Source organism: Alienimonas sp. DA493, from assembly GCF_043951915.1.
In the GTDB taxonomy this organism is placed as follows: Bacteria; Planctomycetota; Planctomycetia; order Planctomycetales; family Planctomycetaceae; genus Alienimonas.
In genome coordinates, this window is the sequence record NZ_JBINJD010000020.1 from 1 (window position 1) to 16,622 (window position 16,622).

Genomic DNA, 16,622 nt, shown 5'->3' on the forward strand with positions numbered 1-16,622 from the left:
CGGTCCACCGAAGGCCGCGGACCGCCGGGCGATCCTGTACCTGCACGGCAACGGCGGGGACCGGCGGATCCGACTGAGCGAGACGGACGCCTTCAACGCCCTCGGTTGGGACGTCGTGCTGTTCGACTATCGCGGCTACGGCGAGAACCCCGGCTCCCCCAGCGAAGCCGGACTGCGGCGGGACGGCCGGGCCTTCTGGGAGGCGACGCGACAACTCGGCTACCCGCCGGAGCGGATCGTGATCGCCGGGACGAGCCTGGGCGGGGGCGTGGCGACGCCGCTGGCGGCGCACCTGTGCGAGGCCGGCACGCCGCCGGCCGGGCTGCTGCTGCGAAGCACGTTCGATTCGCTGGTCAGCGCCGCCTCGTACCGGTTCTCGTGGCTGCCGGTGGGGTTGCTGCTGCGGGACCGATTCGACTCGGCGGCCGCGGCCGGGCGGGTGACCTGCCCCGTGTTTCAGGCCCACGGCGAAGCGGACGGCATCGTGCCGGCGGAACTCGGCGAGCGGCTGTTCGCGGCGTTCCCGTCCGAGAGCGAACACGGCGCTCCCAAGCGGTGGCTGGCGTTGCCCGCCACAGGGCACAACGCCGTGCGGACGGAGGGCGGAGCGGCCTACGCGGCCGCGGAACGCGCCTTCCTGACCGACGTGCTGCCCGCGGAGTGAGCGGCGGCGTCAGGAGAACATGGAGTCGACGCCCGTCGCCTCGAAGGCGTGCGGCAGGTGGGTCACGACCGGCTCGCCGCCGTCGGCGGGGGTCACGACTTCCACCACGTCGAATCGGCAGGCGGCCTCGCCGAGCAGGCCCTCCGCCTTGAGGAACGCCAACGCGGAGCGGGTGATCTGCCGCTGCTTGGCCGGCGTGACGGCCTCCGCCGGACGGCCGAAGCGAGGAGCCTCCCCGGCGGCCGCGGTGCGGGTTTTCACCTCGCAGAAGACGAACCGGCCGTCGCCGTCGCGGCCGATCAGGTCCAGTTCCCCGCAGCGGGTCCGGCGCTGCCGGTGCAGGATCTTCACCCCGGCCTCCCGCAGCGCCCGCTCCGCAATCCGCTCTCCGCGGTCGCCGAGCAGACGGTTGCGGAGGCCTTGGAGCACGTTACCCGTTCTCCGTGGGGCCGGATGCGGAAGCGAGGTCCTCTTCCACCTTTGTCACCGCCTCGTGATCGAACCAAACGGGAGACCCACTGAGACCGAACCCCACCGCCAACCCATTCCGTGCAGTCAGCGTGTGCGGATTATCGACTTCAAAATGACTGCCGTCGTTGAATCGGATTGTGAACGGGCGAAAAGGCCGCCGATCACAAAGCCGGTTGACGGTATCAGTGAAGTACTCCGCGTGCATCACACCGCGTCCTTGGCCTCGACCTCGCCCTTGCGGGGGGCGCGTTCGCGGAGGCGGGTGGCCTTGCCGACGCGGTCGCGGAGGTAGAACAGCTTCGCCCGGCGGACGCGGCCGTGCCGCTTCACTTCCACCTTGGCGATTTTGGGGCTGTTGGTCGGAAACTGCCGTTCGACGCCCTGCCCGGCGACGATCCGGCGGACGGTGAACATCTCCCGGGTGCCGCTGCCGCGGGTGGCGATCACAACGCCCGTGAAGATCTGAATCCGCTCCTTCTCGCCTTCCAGGATGCGGGTGTGCACGTCGACGGTATCGCCGACCGCGAAGCGGAGCGGTTTCTCCCGCAGGCTGGAGGCTTCGGCGGCGTCGAGGAGGGGGTGGCGCATCGGAAACGGGGCGGGCAGGCGGACGGCGGTTCGCGGCGAACCGACCGTCGAACGATCGGGAATGGGCGGTTTCTAAACTACAACTCTCGCCCGGCGGAGCGGGCGTCGCTTTGCTGCTCGCGCCAAGCGGCGATTTTGGCGTGATCGCCGGAGAGCAGCACGTCCGGGACGGTCAGGCCCCGGAAATCGCGCGGGCGGGTGTATTGGGGGAACTCCAGCCGGCCCGGCGCGCTGTGGGAATCGTAACGGGCGCTGTCGGCGTCGCCAAGGACGCCGGGGATCAGTCGCATGCAGGCTTCGATCAACAGCATCGCCGGGACCTCCCCGCCGTTGAGGACGAAGTCCCCCACGCTGATCTCCCTCGGCTGCAAACCGACCTTCACCCGATGATCGAACCCCTCGTAGCGCCCGCACAGCAGGATCAGCCGCGGCTTCGTCGCCAGCTCCTCCACGAGCGGCTGGGTGAGCCGCTCGCCGGTGGGGGTGAGCATCAGCAACTCGCCGGGCGTCTCCGCCTGTTCGCACCGCACGGCCTCCACGGTGTGGAAGACGGGCTGGCAGGCCAGCAGCATGCCGGGGCCGCCGCCGTAGGGGCTGTCGTCGACGCGGTGGTGCTTGTCGAGCGTGCGGTCGCGGTAGTTCCACAACCGCACGTCGATCAGCCCGCGGTCAATCGCCTTGGCGACGAGGCTTTCGGAGAGAAAGCCGTCGAACAGCCCGGGAAAGAGGGTGCAGACGTCGAAGCGCATGGCCGGGCGGGACCCGGAAATCAAAATGTCGAATGACGAATGACGAAACGGTTTCGGGTTTCGTCATTCCTCACTCGTCACCCGTCATTCCGCGGCGGCTTCTTCCGCGGGAGCCTCCTCGGTCGCCTCGGCCGTTTCCTCGGCGGGAGCCTCCTCGGCGGGCTTTTCCTCCTCCTTCGGAGCGGTCAGCGGCGGCGGAGCCTTGGCGGTGCCGAAGTCGTTCTTCTTCACCTTCTTGATGAGGACGCCAACCTTGTGGCTCGGCTGGGCGCCGACGCCGACCCAGTAGTCGACCCGCTCCATGTCCAGCTTCACCCGCTTGGACTTGTCGGGGACCATCGGGTCGTAGTGGCCGATCTCCTCGATGGCCTTGCCGTCCCGCTGGACACGGGAGTCCATCACGCAGATGCGGTAGAACGGACGGTGCGTGCGCCCGAGGCGCTTCATGCGGATACGAACAGCCATACGACGGGTCGGGGAGAGGGAGGAGGCGAGGGTCGAAAACGGAGTGGTTGAACGGGGTGCGAGCTGGCCCGAACGGGAGCGGCCCGCGGACGAATCAGCGGTTCTTCTTGCGGCTCTTTTTGGCGAGCTTTTTCTTGCGCTTGCGCTCCGCGCGGAGCTTGGCGAGATCGGTGTCGGCCTTGGTGGACTGCTTGCGAGTCTGGAGCTGCCCGCCGGGGTTGGCGGACATCTGCCCGGCGAGCCCCTTCACCGCGGCCATGCGATCCCGCATGCCGAGGCCGGCCATGTTCTGCATCATGCCGGACATCCCCTTGAAGTCCTTCAGCAGCTTGTGGACTTCGTGCGGCTGCACGCCGGAGCCGGCGGCGATGCGGTTGCGGCGGGAGCGGTCGATCCGGTCCGGGTTGAGCCGCTCCTCCTGGGTCATGGAGCCGATCATCGCGTTGACGCGGCCGACCTCGCGGTCCATGTCGGCGCTCGGGTCCATCTCCGCGAGCTGCCCCATGCCCGGGATCATCTTCATCACGGACCGCATCGACCCGAGCTTACTGATCTGCCGCATGGCCTTCTGGAAGTCCAACAGGGTGAACTTCCCCTCGGCCATCCGAGCCTGCTGCTCGGCCATCTCGTCGGCGTCGAACTCCCGCTGGGCCTTCTCCAGCAGGGTCGCCATATCGCCGCCGCCGAGGATGCGGCCGGCCATGCGGTCGGGATGGAACGCCTCCAGCCCGTCCAGGGTCTCGCCGGTGCCGACGAACTTCAGCGGGACGCCGGTGACGGCCTTGATCGACAGCGCGGCGCCGCCGCGGGTGTCGCCGTCCATCTTGGTGAGGACGACGCCGTCGAGCTCCAGCGCCTCGTTGAACGCCTTGGCGCTGTTGACGGCGTCCTGGCCGGTCATCGCGTCGGCGACGAGGAACGCGGCGTCCGGGCCGACCTTCCGGTCGATCGCGGACAGTTCCCGCATCAACTCTTCATCGACGCCCAGCCGGCCGGCGGTGTCGAGGATCACGACCCGCGTTTCGCCGTTGCGCTTCGCCTCCTTGACGCCGTTCTGACACACCTTCACCGGCGTGCTGTTCGCCGGATCCTCGGTGTAGACGGGCACGCCGACCTGCTCGCCGAGCGTTTTCAGCTGCTCAATCGCGGCGGGGCGCTGAAGGTCCGCCGCGACCAGCATCGGGGCAAAGCCGCCCTTCTTCAGGGCCCGGGCCAGCTTGCCGCAGGTGGTCGTTTTGCCGGCGCCCTGCAGGCCGCACATCATCAGCACGGTCACGCCGTCCCGCTTCACGCCGATCTGGGCGGCGGGGGAGGACGGTTTGAAGTCGCTATCCGGATCGCCGCCCATCAGGACGACGAGTTCCCGATAGACGATGCCGACGATCTGCTCGCTGGGCTTCAGCGACTTGAGCACCCGGTCGCCGACGGCCTGTTCGGAAACCCGCTTGGTGAAGTCGCGGGCGACGTCGTAGGCGACGTCGGCTTCCAGCAGCGCCTGCCGGACCTGCCTCATGCCCTCCCGGACGGTCGCCTCCGTGAGGCGACCGCGGTCGATGAAGGACATCGCCTTTTGCAGGCGCTCGGAGAAACTCTCGAACAAGGCGGAGGCGGGGGAAACTCTCGACGGAACGCCCGCGGGGCGGGCGCAGAACGGGGCGGCGGCGGGAAGTCCGGCAGGGTATCCGCCAAACCGCGTCCGGACAACGCAGCGGGCCGCGCTCCCGCCGATCGGGCGGTCCCGCCCTCCCTCCGGCGGCGGCGAACGCCCCCGTTCCGGCCGTCACTCCGCCGCCTCGCCCCTCGCCACTTCCGCCCTCGCCTCTTCCGTGGACGCCGGAACCACCCCGCCGCCGGCGTCGGAGCCGGCGAGGGCGGCGAGCAGCGTGCGACGGCGAGCCCGCGCCGCCTCGTTCGTTGGCTCCGGAGCCCGTTCCAGCGCCCGCCGGGCCTCCCGCGGCCGGCCGCCGGCGGCGAGGGCGAAGGCGAGGTCCGACTCCGCCGCCGACCCGGCCCCGGCGGCCTTCAGGCAGGCCAGCGCCTCCTCCGTCTCCCCCAGCCGGGCGAGCGTCGCCCCGAGGTTGCCCCGGGCCGCGGCGTGGGCGGGGTCCAGCGCGAGCGCCTGCCGCAGGTTCCGCTCCGCGGCCGGCAGATCGCCCCGCAGCAGGTCGAGGTAGCCGACGTCCGCGAACAGGTCCGGGTCGCCGGGCTTCGCCTTCAGGGCCCGCTCGAACAGTTCTGCGGCCTCCCCCGGACGCCCCTGGCGGCAGCGGACGACGGCGAGGCGGTGCAGCGCGTGGGCGTGCTCCGGGTCCGCGGCGAGGGTCGCCTCGTAGGCCTCGGCGGCGGCGTTCCACTCGCCGGCGGCCTCCATCGAGCGGGCCAGCGAAAGCCGCACGTCGGTACGCTGGGCCTCCGTCAGGTCCGCCGCGGGGACCGAGCCGCCGGGCGTCATCAAGGCGGAGGCCAGATCGGAGGCCGACGGCGCCGCGGACCGGCAGCCGGCCGCCGCGAGCGCCGCAGCGCACGCCGTCAGGAAGAGAACGCCGCGAACGCTCATCGCGGCGCCCCGGTCGCGGGAGGAGCGGCCGCGGCGCCCGCCGCGGTGGGGCTTTGGGCCGCGCTGCCGAATACGTCGAAACGGGTTCGCAGCTTTCCCCCGCTGCCGGTGAGGATCAGCAGGTTGCGGTAGACGAGTTCGGCGTCGGCGCCCGCCAGACCGGTGGCCGGGTCGGGCACGATCACCACCCGCTCCGGCGGCACCGGGAAGGCGCCGCCGGCCAGCAGCTCGGCGACCCGCGCCCGCCGGGCGGCGGCCAACGCGGCGGCGTTCGGCTCCCACCGGGCCGGCGGTTCGAGCAGCACCGGCCGGGCGTGCGACGGCAGCCGGGCCGCGATCCGGGCGAGATGCCGCAGCCCCCCGGGGCTCAACTCGGCTTGGCCGGCGAGGAAGTCGGAGCGGTGGAGCACGTCCAACGCCGCCTCGCCGTTGCGGACCTGAGCGTCCATCGTGGCGTGCACCGAGTCCCCCAGCGGGGGCGGCTGGAAGACGGCTTCGTAGTGATAGGGCGGGCCGATCTTCGAACCGCGCTCGTGCGGCCGCCGTGACGGCGGCGGCTCCGCGAAGACGGGAACCCCCGGCTCGATGTAGGCGGCCTCCGCAGGAACGGAGCCGGAGGGGGGAGGGAACGACACGGCGGCCGGCAGTTCCGCCGGCGGGGCCGCCAGGGTGGGCACAGCGGCGTAGCCGGAAGCCGGCTCGGCGGACAGCGTGGGGATGTCGGCCGCGCCCGGCGGTGCCGGGGGGGCGGCCAGGCAGACGCACAGCAGGGGCACGGCGGGGATCATCGGCTCTCCCCCGGCGGCGGCGGGCAGGCGCTGAAGCCGTGGGCGGCGTTCAGGTAGAGGTCGTCCAGCTCCATCGCCCGCTCCACCCCCAGGGCGTCGGCCCAGGCGGCGGTCGAGCGGTACTGCCCCTGCTGGTAGAGGGCTTCGAGATGTCCCAGGGCGTAGAACTCGAAGTCGTCCGGTTCGTGCGTCAGGTCGCCGGGCCGCGGCGGAACCTGGCAGGGATCCATCGGCTCCACGAGGTAGGGCGTGACGAGGATCACCAGTTCCTTCTCCGTCCGCCGCATCGAGTTGTTGCGGAAGAACGCCCCGATGTACGGCAGGTCGCCGAGCCCCGGGATCCGGCCGGTCGTGCCGGTGATCTCCAGTTGGAGCAACCCGCTGATCGCCAGCGTTTGTCCGTGCTGGAGTTGCACCACGGTGCTGGTGCGACGCTTGTTCAACGCCGGGACGCGGAACCCCTGCAGGGTGATGCCCTGGGCGAAGTCGAGGGAGGAGACCTCCGGAGCGACCGACAGCCGCACGGTGTCGCCGTCGATCAGAAAGGGGATGAAGGTGAGGCCGACGCCGAACTCGCGGTAGGCCACCGTGATCACGCTGCCGACGCCGCTGGAGGCCTGCGGGACGGGGATGGGGAACTCGCCGCCCGCCAGGAAGCTGGCTTCCTGGCCCTGCAGGGCGACGAGGTTCGGCTCCGCCAGCACGCGGAACAGATCGTTCCGGCGGAGGGCGGAAAGGAAGATGCTGAAGTCCCCGCCGCCGAAGACGCCGAACAGCGGGGTGCCGGCGGTCAGCAGGTTCGTGACGGAGAGCGGGTCGGCGCTCATGCTCGCCGAGACGCCCCCGCCGGCCGAGGAGCCGGCGCTCCCGCCGGACCCGGTCGTGCCGGCCGAGGAGCCGCCGGAGTTGAACGGCAGGTCGCCGGAGACGTTCGAGCCGAATCCGCCGCCGTCCGTCTGGGCCAGAAAGCTGATCCCCAGCTCCCGCAGGGCGGTGCGGTTCAGCTCCGCCACCTGAACCTTCAGCAGGACCTGTTGCGGCCCCGGCACGCGCAGCAGGTTGATCACCCGCGGCGGCGTGATCTCGGCCTGTTCGCCCAGTTGGGCGAAGGCGGGCAGCGCCGGCGGCTCCCCGGCGGCGGCCGCGGCGGTGCGACGAATCACGATTTCCGCCGGCTCCCCCGGCCCCGGCGGTCCCCCGGCGTCCAACGAGAGCAGGTAGGCGTTCACCGCCTGTACCACCTGGGCGGCCTGCCGGGAGTCCCGCACCTGGCCCTCCACCACGATGTGGTCCCGAACCTGCCCGAACCGCACGTCCGCGTCCGGAAACATCGCCCGCACCCGCGCCTGCAAGAGGTCGAGGTCCGCCGTCACGGCGACCTCCATCGAGGTCACCGTGCCGTCCTTCGCCACGATCGACAGGTCCGTCACCCCCATCCGCCGGCCGTACAGCCGGACGCGGTGGGCGTCGATCACCTCGACGCTCAACACCCGCTCGTCCCCCGCGGCGACGGCGGACTGGGGCGAGGGCGACAGGGATTCGTAGGCGCTCTCCGGCAGCGGCTTCTCCAACGTGAGGATGCGACTGCGGTCCACCCCCACCTCAAAGCCGCCGCCCGGCTCGCTCACGTTCGACACCCCCGCCGGCAGACGGTCGACGACCTCCGGCATGATCCCGTCCGCGTTCGCCCCGACGCCGCCCGCCGCGAGCGGCGCCGGCAGCGGGATCGGCTGCGGCACCGCCAACGGCGCCGGAGCCCGCAGCTCGCGCAGATCCGCTTCCTGAGCCGCCGCGGGCGCAGGCAGTCCGACCCCCCCCCCGAGCAGCAGACCGGCGAGCGTGGCGATGCGAAGCAACGAACGGCGCCGGCGGAGAAACGGGGAGGGCCCCGCCCGCGAAGCGGCGAGGCAAACCTTGCCGGTGATATCGGTCGCAGCGGCTCCCGCCTCCCGGACAATCCGCGGCGAGCGAAGAATCCGGGCGAAGTTCGCCCCGTCGGCGGTCTGCGGCGGTCCAAGCCCCGGCCGGCGGGCTCCGGGCCGCTCCGCCCGCGTCCGTTCCGCCGCCCCGCATGTCCCGTTCGTTTCGCGTCTTGTGCCTCGCCTGCACCGGCGTCTTCGAGGCGCTCACGGTCGCCGGCCGGCTGCTGACCGGCGGGTCGGCGGCGGAGTGGATCGCCCGCACCGAGCCCCCGCTCTGGCTCCGCGTGCATCACATGTTCTGGGCGATCCCCATCGCTGCGATCGCGGCGGCCGTGCGGGATCGCGCTCCGCGGTGGGGTCGGGCGCTGGGGGCGATCGCCGTCGGACTGGTCGCCAGCGATTTGCTGCACCATTTCGTCGTGTTGCCGCTGTGGGTCGGGAACGTCGGCTGGCATTGGCCGTGAGCGCCCCCCCGGCGGAGCGGACCGGCCGGGGTCGGGGCGTCGCCGAACCGCGGCGCGGGTTCTTTCCCCCCGCGCCGCCGGGCGTTACCGTTTGCGTTCCTTTCCCGCTCGCCCCGCTGACAGGCCGCTCCTCCGATGGATCCCGACGAAATCCTCCTCGACGCCGAAGAGCGCATGGGTAAGGCGGCGGACGTGTATCAGCACCAGCTCACCGGCATTCGCACCGGCCGGGCCAGCGCCGGGCTGGTGGAGAGCGTGCGGGTCGACCTGTACGGCAGCCCCACGCCGCTGAAGCAGTGCGCCACGATCAGCACGCCGGAGCCGCAGCAGATCGCCATCCGCCCCTACGACGCCAGCCAGATCAACGCGGTGGTCAAGGCGATTCAGGCCAGCGACCTCGGTCTGGCCCCCAACAGCGACGGCCGGATGGTGCGGCTGAACGTCCCGCCGCTCTCCACCGAGCGCCGCAAGCAACTCGTCTCCCGGGTCAACTCGCTGGCGGAGGAGGCGAAGATCTCCATCCGCAACGTCCGCCGCGACGCCAACAAGAGCGCCGACGGACTGGAGAAGGAGATCGGCGAGGACGAGGTGAAGCGGGTCAAGGACGAGGTGCAGGAACTCACCAAGAAGTACGAAAGCAAAGTCGCCGACGCGGCGAAGGCCAAAGAAGAAGAGGTGATGGAGGATTGACCCGAAGGCGGAAGGGCGAAGGCGGAGGGCGGAAGGCACGACCCCGGCCCGCCAAATTCCTCCGCCTTCCGCCCTCCCCCCTCCGCCATCGTTCATGTCCTACCGCACACTGAAGCGGCTGCTCGGCGAGACGAGCCTGGAGCGCAAGTGCCGGCTGCTGTTCGGCAGCGGGTTGCTGGCCCTCATCATCGGCTCCTTCCTGCTGTACCGCGGGTTGAACCGGCGGGTCGTGTGGGACCAGAACCGCGACGTCGCCCGGCTGCACGTGGGCTCCGTGCTGCGGGAGTTCCACGACCGCCTGAAGCAGACCGGCGGCGACGCGGACGAGGCGGCCTCGCAGGGGGACTTGGCCGACTTCGCCCCCGCCACGCTGCCGGACGACCTGCGGGGCTATCTCTACCGCGTCTACGCCCCGGACCCCAGCCGGGCCGACGCCCTGCTCACCCCGCCGGACGAGGAGGGCCTGGACGCCCTCGCCGACCTGCGGGCCGGGGAAGAAGAGGTGACCCGCATCGAGGAGACCGGGGACGGCCCGCGGTTCCACTTCTACGCCGCCGCCCGCAACGACCCCGCCCGCTGCGCCCAGTGTCACACGGGGGCCGAGCCCGGGGCGCTGCTGGGGGCGGTGCACGTCACGCTGCCGCTGGGCCGCACCCGGGCCAGCCTCGCCCGCAACGACGTCTTCCTGCTGACGACCGGCGTGGTGACCGCCGTGCTGGCGATGCTCGCCGCCTGGGCGATCGTGCGGTACGTGATCGTCAAACCGGTGCTGCACCTCAAGGAGGTCGCCGACGAGATCGCCCGCGGCACCCTCGACCGCCGCAGCGACATCCGCACCGGGGACGAATTTGAGGAGCTGTCCCAGGCGTTCAACCGAATGCTCCGCCACCTCATCACCCTGCAGGACGAACTGCGGGACAAGAACGTGGAGCTGGACGCCCGGGCCGACCGCCTCGCCCAGGCGAACATGGAGCTCTACGAGACGAACCGCCTCAAGGACGAGTTCCTCGCCACGATGAGCCACGAGCTGCGGACGCCGCTCAACAGCATCCTCGGCTTCAGCGAGGTGTTGGAGCAGTCCCCCTCGCTTGACGGCAGGCAGAAGAAGTGGGTCGGCAACATCCGCAACGGCGGCCGCGATCTGAAGGTGCTCATCGACGACATTCTCGATCTGGCCAAGATCGAGAGCGGCAAGCTGGACGTGAACTGCGGCCCGGTCGACCTGGAACGCCTCTGCCATCGCCAGGCCGACGCCCTGCGGCCGATCGCGGAGCGGAAGGGGATCGAGCTGACCGTCGAGATGGACCGCTCCCTGCCGGAGCTGCACCAGGACGCCGGCAAGCTGCAACAGATTCTCAACAACCTGCTCTCGAACGCCCTGAAGTTCACCCCCTCCGGCGGTCAGGTGCGGGTCCGCGGCCGCGACCTCGGCCCGCGGGACCGCCGCGGCGGGGCGCTGATCGGCCCCATCGGCAGCGGCCGGCACGCCGGCCGGTGGTTCGAAATCGCCGTGGAGGACACCGGCATCGGCATCCCGCTGGAGGATCAGGCGGCGATCTTCGAGAAGTTCCGCCAGGCCCGCGGCCCCTCCGCCGACGGCCGCGCCGCCGACGCCATGACCCGCGAGCACGGCGGCACGGGGTTGGGGCTCTCCATCGTCAAAGAACTCTGCCGCCTGCTGGGCGGCGAGGTGACCTGCACCAGCGAGTACGGCCGCGGCAGCCTGTTCACCGTGCGGCTGCCGGTCCGCTGCCCGGACCCGGAACCGCCCGGCCCCGCCGAGGAGCCGGGCGAACTGCGACTGCCGCATTCGCCCGCCGCCAAGGCGTGACCGTCGAACGGGGGCCTACTTCGTCGGGGCGACTTCGGAGTCGAACACCCGCACGGTCTTCCAGTTCGCCTTCTGTTCCTCGATGAACTCCAGGTGCCGGGGGGCGACGGCGTATTTGTCGTGGGCCTCCTTCGAGTCGAACACGACCAGCAGCGAGACGTCGAAGGTCTGGTCGTTCACCTCCCGGGCGAACTCCTCGGCCCGCGGGCCGGCGGCGAAGTAGACCGTGCCCTCGTGGCCGGTGAGGTACTTCTGGCAGGCGGCGACCAGTTCGGCCCGCCCCTCGGGGGTGGACTCGTTGAGGGTGAAGTAGACGCTGTGGTTGATCATCGGCGAGGCGGACGGGGCGGAAGCGGAATCGTCGCCCAGCAAAGCGGCCGGGGCCGCCGCCAGCAACGCCGCGGCGGCGCAGGACAGTCCGGCGGCGAGAACGAACCGGCGGGAGGCCGGACGGGACGAAACGGCGGCGGAATCGGACATCGTTGCGCTCGGGGGCGAGGGGGAAACGGGGGCGGAGCAGCATGAGCGACCGCCCGCCGGAGTTCGACCGGAGCCGCGTCCGGAGAAAATTTCCGCAGAATCGGAGCAATCGTCCTCAAGGTTCGAGACCGAAGGGTCGATTCGTTCGGTGCGGGGCGCCTGTCGCGCCCCAACCGTTCGCCCGCCGTCGTTTCCCGCCCCCCGGCCGTCGCCGGTCGCCGGCGCGTGGAACGGCCGCTGACCGACCCGCAAAGGGATTTCGATGCTCCTCCTCCCCGTCTCCGCCCGGCGCCGTGCGGCCACCGCGTTCGCCGGCGCCCTGGGAACTTTCGCCTCCCTCGTTCCCGCCGCCGTCGGGGCGGAATATGCCGAGTACCTCCCCCCGGCGTTGCCGCAGAGCGTGAGCTTCACCGACGCCGCGGTGCAGCCGGCCGGGTACGTGCAGGCGTCCCCGGTATTGCGGAGCAGCGGTCCCGCCGTCGGGTCGCTCGGCCGGCCGCTGGGCCCGGGGGCGTACGGCCCGCTCGTCGCTCCGCCGCGGCTGCGGGGGACCGTTCCGCCCCGCCCGTTCCCCTTCTACGACGGCCCCCGCCGAATCAGCGGTTTGCCGGCCTACCGGCCGTTCGGACTGCCGATGCTGTCCGAGGTCGGCGCCGCGATCGGGGCGGGCGTCGGGGCCGTGGGAGCGGGCGTCGGGGCCGTGGCGGACAACATCCTGCTCGGTCCGGTCGGCACCCCGCTGTGCGGGGCCGGCGCCTGCCCGCCGAGCCGCGTGCCGCCGCCGACCTGCGTCGTGCCGCAGCTCGCCTTCGAACCGCTGACCGCCTGCCCGCCGCCCGCCTGCGTCACCCCGCTCTGCCCGCCCCCGCCGGTCTGCGCCGCCCCGGAGCCGATCTGCGCCGCTCCCCCCGCGCCGAGCTGCGTCGCCCCGCCCGTCTGTGCGGCGCCGCCGGTGTGTGCCGCCCCGCCCACGTGCGACGTGGAATTGGTCCCCCAGACGACCACGAAGTACGCCCGCCGGGAGTGCGTGACCTGGAAAGAGGTGGAGTGCGTCGCCTACCGCGACTGTAAGGAGGAGTACGTCGAACCGGTCTGCCGCACGGAGCATCGGGTGGTCGACCGCGGGTGCTGGAAGAAGATCTGGGTGCCGAATTTGGTGACCGAGGAGTACACCACCACCGACTACGTCCGCCGCTGCCGCGTCCGCCGCGTGCCCTACACCTACACCAAGCAGGTCGCGGAGCGCTGCGAGAAGCTGGTGCCCTACTGTGCGACGACCTACGTCCCCCGGCCCGTCTCCGCCTGCCTGCCGGAGCCGGACTGCGGCGCCCCGGACCTGATGCCCCGCTACCCCAGCCTCGGCCCGGCCGACGTGCCCCCCGGCGCCCCGCCCGCGGGCTCCTACTACGGCGCCGAAGCGTACGACCTCGGCAGCTACGGCGGGGCGACGTACGGCGACACGGGCGTTCCCGGCGTGGAGGAGTACATGTCCCCGCAGTCCGCCCCGGCGCCCGTTCCGCTGCGGCCGATCCCGAACGACGACTTCAACGAAGGCGCCGCCCCGGGTCCGGAGGCCGACGACCGCACCTCAATGCTGTCGACCGTGCCCGCCCGGACCGCCGCCCGCGGCTGGACCGAGCAGCCGCGGCAGTACTGATCGCCGCCCGCGATCGCCTCAGACGCAAACAGCCCGCGTCCCGAAGGGGACGCGGGCTGTCGTCATGTACGGCGGGCCGCTCAGGCCGCGGCGGGGAGGGCGGCCCGGTAGGCGGTCCGCAACGCGGAGTCCAGCGCCGCCAGCAGATCGCGGCGGGCGACCGGCTTGGCGAGCACCCGGTGCACGGTCAGGGCCGCCGCGTCCCGCCGCATCGCCTCGTCGGTCTCCGCGGAGATCAGAATGCCCGGAGCCGCCGGATTGATCGCCCGCAGCTCCGCGTAGGCTTCGAGGCCGGTGTTCTGCGGCATGCGGAAGTCGAGGACCGCCACGTCCACCCGCTCGCCGCGGATGATGCGGACCGCCTCGCCGCCGTGGCAGGCCTCCAACAGTTCGAGCACCCCCGCGAACCGCTCCAGCACGGCGAGCACGACTTCGCGGAGGGCGTCGTTGTCCTCGGCCACCAGCACGCGAAACGGCGGTTCGATCAGCATGTCCCGCCCCGCCGGCTCGGCGCCCGCGGGACTCGAACCGGGAAGGTCGTCGAGCCGGACGCGGCCGGGCTCGGGCAGTTCGTCCAGACGCACCGCCCCGGCCTGCCGGGGCGGCGGGGTTGGAGCGGACATCTCAGACGCCTCTGCTTGGGGAATGGGGACTCTTTCGTACGTGCATTTCCCGTGCCCGCGTTGGGGCAGGCCCCCGCGCATTCTCCCTAACACACTGCCCCCGCAGAAGGTTACCGCATCGACCGTTACGCATCCGCTGTACGGTCGTCCGCCGGTTCGGCAGGCGGCGACACGGTTTCAGGCGCGTTCCGCGAACGCGTCCTTGAAGAAAGCGATGAGGCGGGCGTCGTACTCGGCGGGGTCGATGTCGCGGCTCTGGTTGTGCTTCGCCTTGGGCACGAGCCAGACGGGAGCGTCGACGGCCCGGGCCAATCGGCGACTCTGCTCCGGGGTGACGTAGCTGTCCCGGGCGCCGCTCACCAGCCACACCGACCGCTCCCGCAGCTTCGGGAGATCGCGTTGCAGGGCGAGATGCTCAACGCCCTTCTTCCGGTCGGCGGACTTCCGCATCAGCCACATCGATTGGCGGAGGTGCCAGGTCGGGATCAGCGGGGCGACCCAGGTCGGGACCGCCAGCATCGCCCATTTGCGGGCGAATTCCGTGACGACGCTGTCGGTGACGAAGCCGCCGTCCGAGGCGACCGCGGCGATCCGCGGCTCGCGGGCCGCCGCCGCCAGCGAGACGCAGGCGCCGCGGCTGACGCCGAACATGCCCAGCGGCAGACCGGGCGGCAGGCCGAAGCGGCCCGGATCGTCCAGCACGGCCCGGGTGACGGCGAGGGCGTCCTCCACCTCCGGCTCGGCGGGCCAGTGGCCGGGGGAATGGTTCGGATCGACGTCGCTGTCGAACATCCCGCGGTGCTCGAACGTCACCACGGCGAAACCCGCCGCCGGCAGCGCCGCGGCGTACCGCCGCCAGTACCACTTCGAGCCGCCGGTTTCCGGGCAGAAGACGACGACGCCGCGCGGCGGGCCCTCCGCGGGAATCGTGGCGACCGACAGCGTCAGCGGTTCGCCGTCCCGGTTCGTCACGCCGTCCACCGTCACCCGGGTCGCGACGGCGCCCGGGGTGGGCGGTTCCGGCACGAGGTTGAACGGCGGCTCACGCTCGAAGAACGGCAGGGCGAACTGGACCGCCGCCCGGCGGAACAACAGATCCCCCACCCCAATCAAAGCGAGGACGCCGACGCCCGCGATCGCCCAGAACGTCCAGTCGTCCCACAGGCCGCCCCCGGGCTCCGGCGGCTCCGACGCGAGACCGGCGACCGGTATCGCAAGCGCCAGCGGAGCAGGGATCACGAGCCGTTCCGGGGACCGCAGGATGAGCGCCCGCCGCTGCGGGGCACGTCATCCTACGTTTTCGACGCAGAAACGGCAGCCGTGGGGAAGCGGAATCCCGTGATTCCTCCCGGCCTGCCCGCCGCTTCGCGGCGGACTAACCGGTGAAGCGGCCCAGGATCAGCGAGACGTTCTGCCCGCCGAAACCGAAGCTGTTCGACAGCGTCCGCTGCACGCGGGCGTCACGGGCCGCGTTGGGCACGTAGTCCAGGTCGCACTGCGGGTCCGGCGTGGTGTAGTTGATCGTCGGCGGCAGCACGCCGTCGCGGATCGCCAGCAGGCAGAGGATCGCCTCCACGCTGCCGGCCGCGGCGATCAGGTGGCCCATCATGCTCTTGGTGGAGCTGACCGGCGTCTTCGCGGCAAACTCGCCGAGGGCCTGCTTGATGGCGGCGGTCTCGGTGCGGTCGTTGACCTGCGTGCTGGTGCCGTGGGCGTTCACGTAGTCCAGCTGGTCGGCGTTCAGCTCCGCGTCCTGCAGGGCGCCGCTGATGCAGGCGACGGCACCGCGGCCCTCGGGGTGAATGTCCGTGATGCGGTAGGCGTCCGCGGAGGAACCGTAACCGAGCACCTCGCCGAGAATCTCCGCCCCGCGGGCCTTCGCCCGGGAGAGCTCTTCCAGGACCACCATCCCGGCGCCCTCGCCGAGCACGAACCCGTCGCGGTCGGCGTCGAACGGGCGGCTGGCGGCCTGCGGGTCGTCGTTGCGGGTGGACAGGCTCGTGAGCAGGTTGAAGCCCGTCAGCCCGAAGGGGTGGATCATGCTGTGGGCCCCGCCGGAGAGCATCACGTCGGCGTCGCCGCGGCGGATGATCTCCGTCGCCTCGCCGATCGCCTGGCTGCTGGCGGCGCAGGCGGTCAGGCAGTTCAGGTTCGGCCCCTGGGCGTCGAACAGCGCCGACAGGTGGGCCGCCGGCATATTCGGCTCCTGCTCCAGCTCGATCTTGGCGTCCAGCCGCTCCAGCCCGAGTTCGCTGAACTTGGCCAAGTCCAGATCCCCGCTGGCCTGGGCCTCCGCGACCATCTGCATGAAGGTCGGGAAGTTCTGCTGGCCCTCGCCGGCGCCGAGGTACACGCCGAAGCGGGTCGGGTCCGGGGCGTGGGCCGGGTCGTCCAGCAGGCCGCTCTCGCGGATCGCCTGCTGGGCGGCGCCGACGGCGAAGCGGATGTTCGGCCCGGCCGCCTCGAACGGGACCGGGTCCTCCACGTACGACTCGAAGTCGAAGTCCTTCACCTCCGCGGCGAAGGTGGTCGGGAACCGGGAGGCGTCGAACCGGGTGATCGGCCCGATGCCGCTCTTCCCTTCCCGCACGGCGTCCCAGACGGACCGCACGTCGTTGCCGACCGGCGTGACCGCCCCGAGACCAGTGATGACGACGCGACGACGCATAGCGA

General features: G+C 71.6%; 17 protein-coding genes. 5 read left to right on the forward strand and 12 right to left on the reverse strand.

The window, feature by feature from the left end:
- Window positions 1-664 (forward strand): alpha/beta hydrolase (locus ACG2DA_RS04970; RefSeq protein WP_395254369.1); only part of this gene is annotated, 664 nt, incomplete at its 5' end.
- A 9-nt stretch (window positions 665-673) separates the two neighbouring features.
- On the opposite strand, the gene ACG2DA_RS04975 is transcribed toward ACG2DA_RS04970, so the two are convergent.
- From ACG2DA_RS04975 to ACG2DA_RS05010, 8 genes are all read right to left on the reverse strand, one after another.
- Window positions 674-1,093 carry a YraN family protein gene (locus tag ACG2DA_RS04975; RefSeq protein WP_395254370.1) on the reverse strand — a complete coding sequence of 140 codons (420 nt, stop codon included), beginning with the start codon at window positions 1,091-1,093 and terminating at the stop codon, window positions 674-676.
- Between the two features lie 246 nt (window positions 1,094-1,339).
- Window positions 1,340-1,723, reverse strand: coding sequence for a 50S ribosomal protein L19 (rplS, locus tag ACG2DA_RS04980; protein WP_395254371.1), 384 nt, complete (start codon window positions 1,721-1,723; stop codon window positions 1,340-1,342).
- 77 nt (window positions 1,724-1,800) lie between these two features.
- Entirely contained in the window at window positions 1,801-2,472 is a 672-nt protein-coding gene (gene trmD, locus ACG2DA_RS04985) for a tRNA (guanosine(37)-N1)-methyltransferase TrmD (protein WP_395254372.1), read from the reverse strand.
- An 84-nt stretch (window positions 2,473-2,556) separates the two neighbouring features.
- Window positions 2,557-2,937 (reverse strand): 30S ribosomal protein S16, encoded by a 381-nt coding sequence (rpsP, locus tag ACG2DA_RS04990; protein WP_395254373.1) that lies wholly within the window; start codon window positions 2,935-2,937, stop codon window positions 2,557-2,559.
- 94 nt (window positions 2,938-3,031) lie between these two features.
- Window positions 3,032-4,537, reverse strand: coding sequence for a signal recognition particle protein (ffh, locus tag ACG2DA_RS04995; protein ID WP_395254374.1), 1,506 nt, complete (start codon window positions 4,535-4,537; stop codon window positions 3,032-3,034).
- A 180-nt stretch (window positions 4,538-4,717) separates the two neighbouring features.
- Window positions 4,718-5,494, reverse strand: a complete 777-nt coding sequence (locus tag ACG2DA_RS05000) for a tetratricopeptide repeat protein (RefSeq protein ID WP_395254375.1) — start codon at window positions 5,492-5,494, stop codon at window positions 4,718-4,720.
- Window positions 5,491-6,282: a hypothetical protein gene (locus tag ACG2DA_RS05005; RefSeq protein WP_395254376.1), complete on the reverse strand. Its 792-nt coding sequence runs from the start codon at window positions 6,280-6,282 to the stop codon at window positions 5,491-5,493. Before ACG2DA_RS05005 ends, ACG2DA_RS05000 begins: the two co-directional genes overlap by 4 nt.
- The gene (locus tag ACG2DA_RS05010; RefSeq protein WP_395254377.1) at window positions 6,279-8,138 is read right to left on the reverse strand and encodes a type II and III secretion system protein family protein; all 1,860 of its coding nucleotides are present in this window, start codon (window positions 8,136-8,138) and stop codon (window positions 6,279-6,281) included. The genes ACG2DA_RS05005 and ACG2DA_RS05010 overlap by 4 nt, the downstream gene beginning before the upstream one ends.
- A gap of 215 nt (window positions 8,139-8,353) precedes the next feature.
- On the opposite strand from ACG2DA_RS05010, the gene ACG2DA_RS05015 reads away from it, so the two are divergent.
- From ACG2DA_RS05015 to ACG2DA_RS05025, 3 genes are all read left to right on the forward strand, one after another.
- The gene (locus tag ACG2DA_RS05015; RefSeq protein WP_395254378.1) at window positions 8,354-8,668 is read left to right on the forward strand and encodes a hypothetical protein; all 315 of its coding nucleotides are present in this window, start codon (window positions 8,354-8,356) and stop codon (window positions 8,666-8,668) included.
- A gap of 135 nt (window positions 8,669-8,803) precedes the next feature.
- Window positions 8,804-9,358 (forward strand): ribosome recycling factor, encoded by a 555-nt coding sequence (frr, locus tag ACG2DA_RS05020; protein WP_395254379.1) that lies wholly within the window; start codon window positions 8,804-8,806, stop codon window positions 9,356-9,358.
- A gap of 94 nt (window positions 9,359-9,452) precedes the next feature.
- A complete protein-coding gene (locus ACG2DA_RS05025) occupies window positions 9,453-11,189 on the forward strand; it encodes an ATP-binding protein (RefSeq protein WP_395254380.1) in 1,737 nt (578 codons plus the stop codon).
- A 15-nt stretch (window positions 11,190-11,204) separates the two neighbouring features.
- On the opposite strand, the gene ACG2DA_RS05030 is transcribed toward ACG2DA_RS05025, so the two are convergent.
- On the reverse strand, window positions 11,205-11,669 hold the full coding sequence (locus ACG2DA_RS05030; protein ID WP_395254381.1) for a Dabb family protein: 465 nt from the start codon (window positions 11,667-11,669) through the stop codon (window positions 11,205-11,207).
- 262 nt (window positions 11,670-11,931) lie between these two features.
- Between ACG2DA_RS05030 and ACG2DA_RS05035 the strand changes: the two genes are divergently transcribed.
- Complete coding sequence (locus ACG2DA_RS05035; protein WP_395254382.1) at window positions 11,932-13,326, forward strand: hypothetical protein; 1,395 nt, start codon at window positions 11,932-11,934, stop codon at window positions 13,324-13,326.
- An 80-nt stretch (window positions 13,327-13,406) separates the two neighbouring features.
- Here ACG2DA_RS05035 and ACG2DA_RS05040 read toward each other — a convergent pair whose 3' ends face one another.
- From ACG2DA_RS05040 to fabF, 3 genes are all read right to left on the reverse strand, one after another.
- Window positions 13,407-13,949: a response regulator gene (locus ACG2DA_RS05040; RefSeq protein ID WP_395254383.1), complete on the reverse strand. Its 543-nt coding sequence runs from the start codon at window positions 13,947-13,949 to the stop codon at window positions 13,407-13,409.
- A gap of 177 nt (window positions 13,950-14,126) precedes the next feature.
- Window positions 14,127-15,188, reverse strand: a complete 1,062-nt coding sequence (locus ACG2DA_RS05045) for an alpha/beta hydrolase (RefSeq protein ID WP_395254384.1) — start codon at window positions 15,186-15,188, stop codon at window positions 14,127-14,129.
- Between the two features lie 136 nt (window positions 15,189-15,324).
- Window positions 15,325-16,617, reverse strand: a complete 1,293-nt coding sequence (gene fabF, locus ACG2DA_RS05050; protein ID WP_395254385.1) for a beta-ketoacyl-ACP synthase II — start codon at window positions 16,615-16,617, stop codon at window positions 15,325-15,327.
- Window positions 16,618-16,622: the final 5 nt, after the last annotated feature.

Excerpts from the sequence above, each read along its gene's own strand:
- ACG2DA_RS05005 (WP_395254376.1), bottom strand. The coding sequence starts at position 6,282 with ATGATCCCCGCCGTGCCCCTGCTGTGCGTCTGCCTGGCCGCCCCCCCG.
- ACG2DA_RS05025 (WP_395254380.1), top strand. The coding sequence starts at position 9,453 with ATGTCCTACCGCACACTGAAGCGGCTGCTCGGCGAGACGAGCCTGGAG.
- trmD (WP_395254372.1), bottom strand. The coding sequence starts at position 2,472 with ATGCGCTTCGACGTCTGCACCCTCTTTCCCGGGCTGTTCGACGGCTTT.
- frr (WP_395254379.1), top strand. The coding sequence starts at position 8,804 with ATGGATCCCGACGAAATCCTCCTCGACGCCGAAGAGCGCATGGGTAAG.
- ACG2DA_RS05035 (WP_395254382.1), top strand. The coding sequence starts at position 11,932 with ATGCTCCTCCTCCCCGTCTCCGCCCGGCGCCGTGCGGCCACCGCGTTC.
- rpsP (WP_395254373.1), bottom strand. The coding sequence starts at position 2,937 with ATGGCTGTTCGTATCCGCATGAAGCGCCTCGGGCGCACGCACCGTCCG.
- rplS (WP_395254371.1), bottom strand. The coding sequence starts at position 1,723 with ATGCGCCACCCCCTCCTCGACGCCGCCGAAGCCTCCAGCCTGCGGGAG.
- ACG2DA_RS05040 (WP_395254383.1), bottom strand. The coding sequence starts at position 13,949 with ATGTCCGCTCCAACCCCGCCGCCCCGGCAGGCCGGGGCGGTGCGTCTG.
- ACG2DA_RS05015 (WP_395254378.1), top strand. The coding sequence starts at position 8,354 with ATGTCCCGTTCGTTTCGCGTCTTGTGCCTCGCCTGCACCGGCGTCTTC.
- fabF (WP_395254385.1), bottom strand. The coding sequence starts at position 16,617 with ATGCGTCGTCGCGTCGTCATCACTGGTCTCGGGGCGGTCACGCCGGTC.
- ACG2DA_RS05030 (WP_395254381.1), bottom strand. The coding sequence starts at position 11,669 with ATGTCCGATTCCGCCGCCGTTTCGTCCCGTCCGGCCTCCCGCCGGTTC.
- ACG2DA_RS05000 (WP_395254375.1), bottom strand. The coding sequence starts at position 5,494 with ATGAGCGTTCGCGGCGTTCTCTTCCTGACGGCGTGCGCTGCGGCGCTC.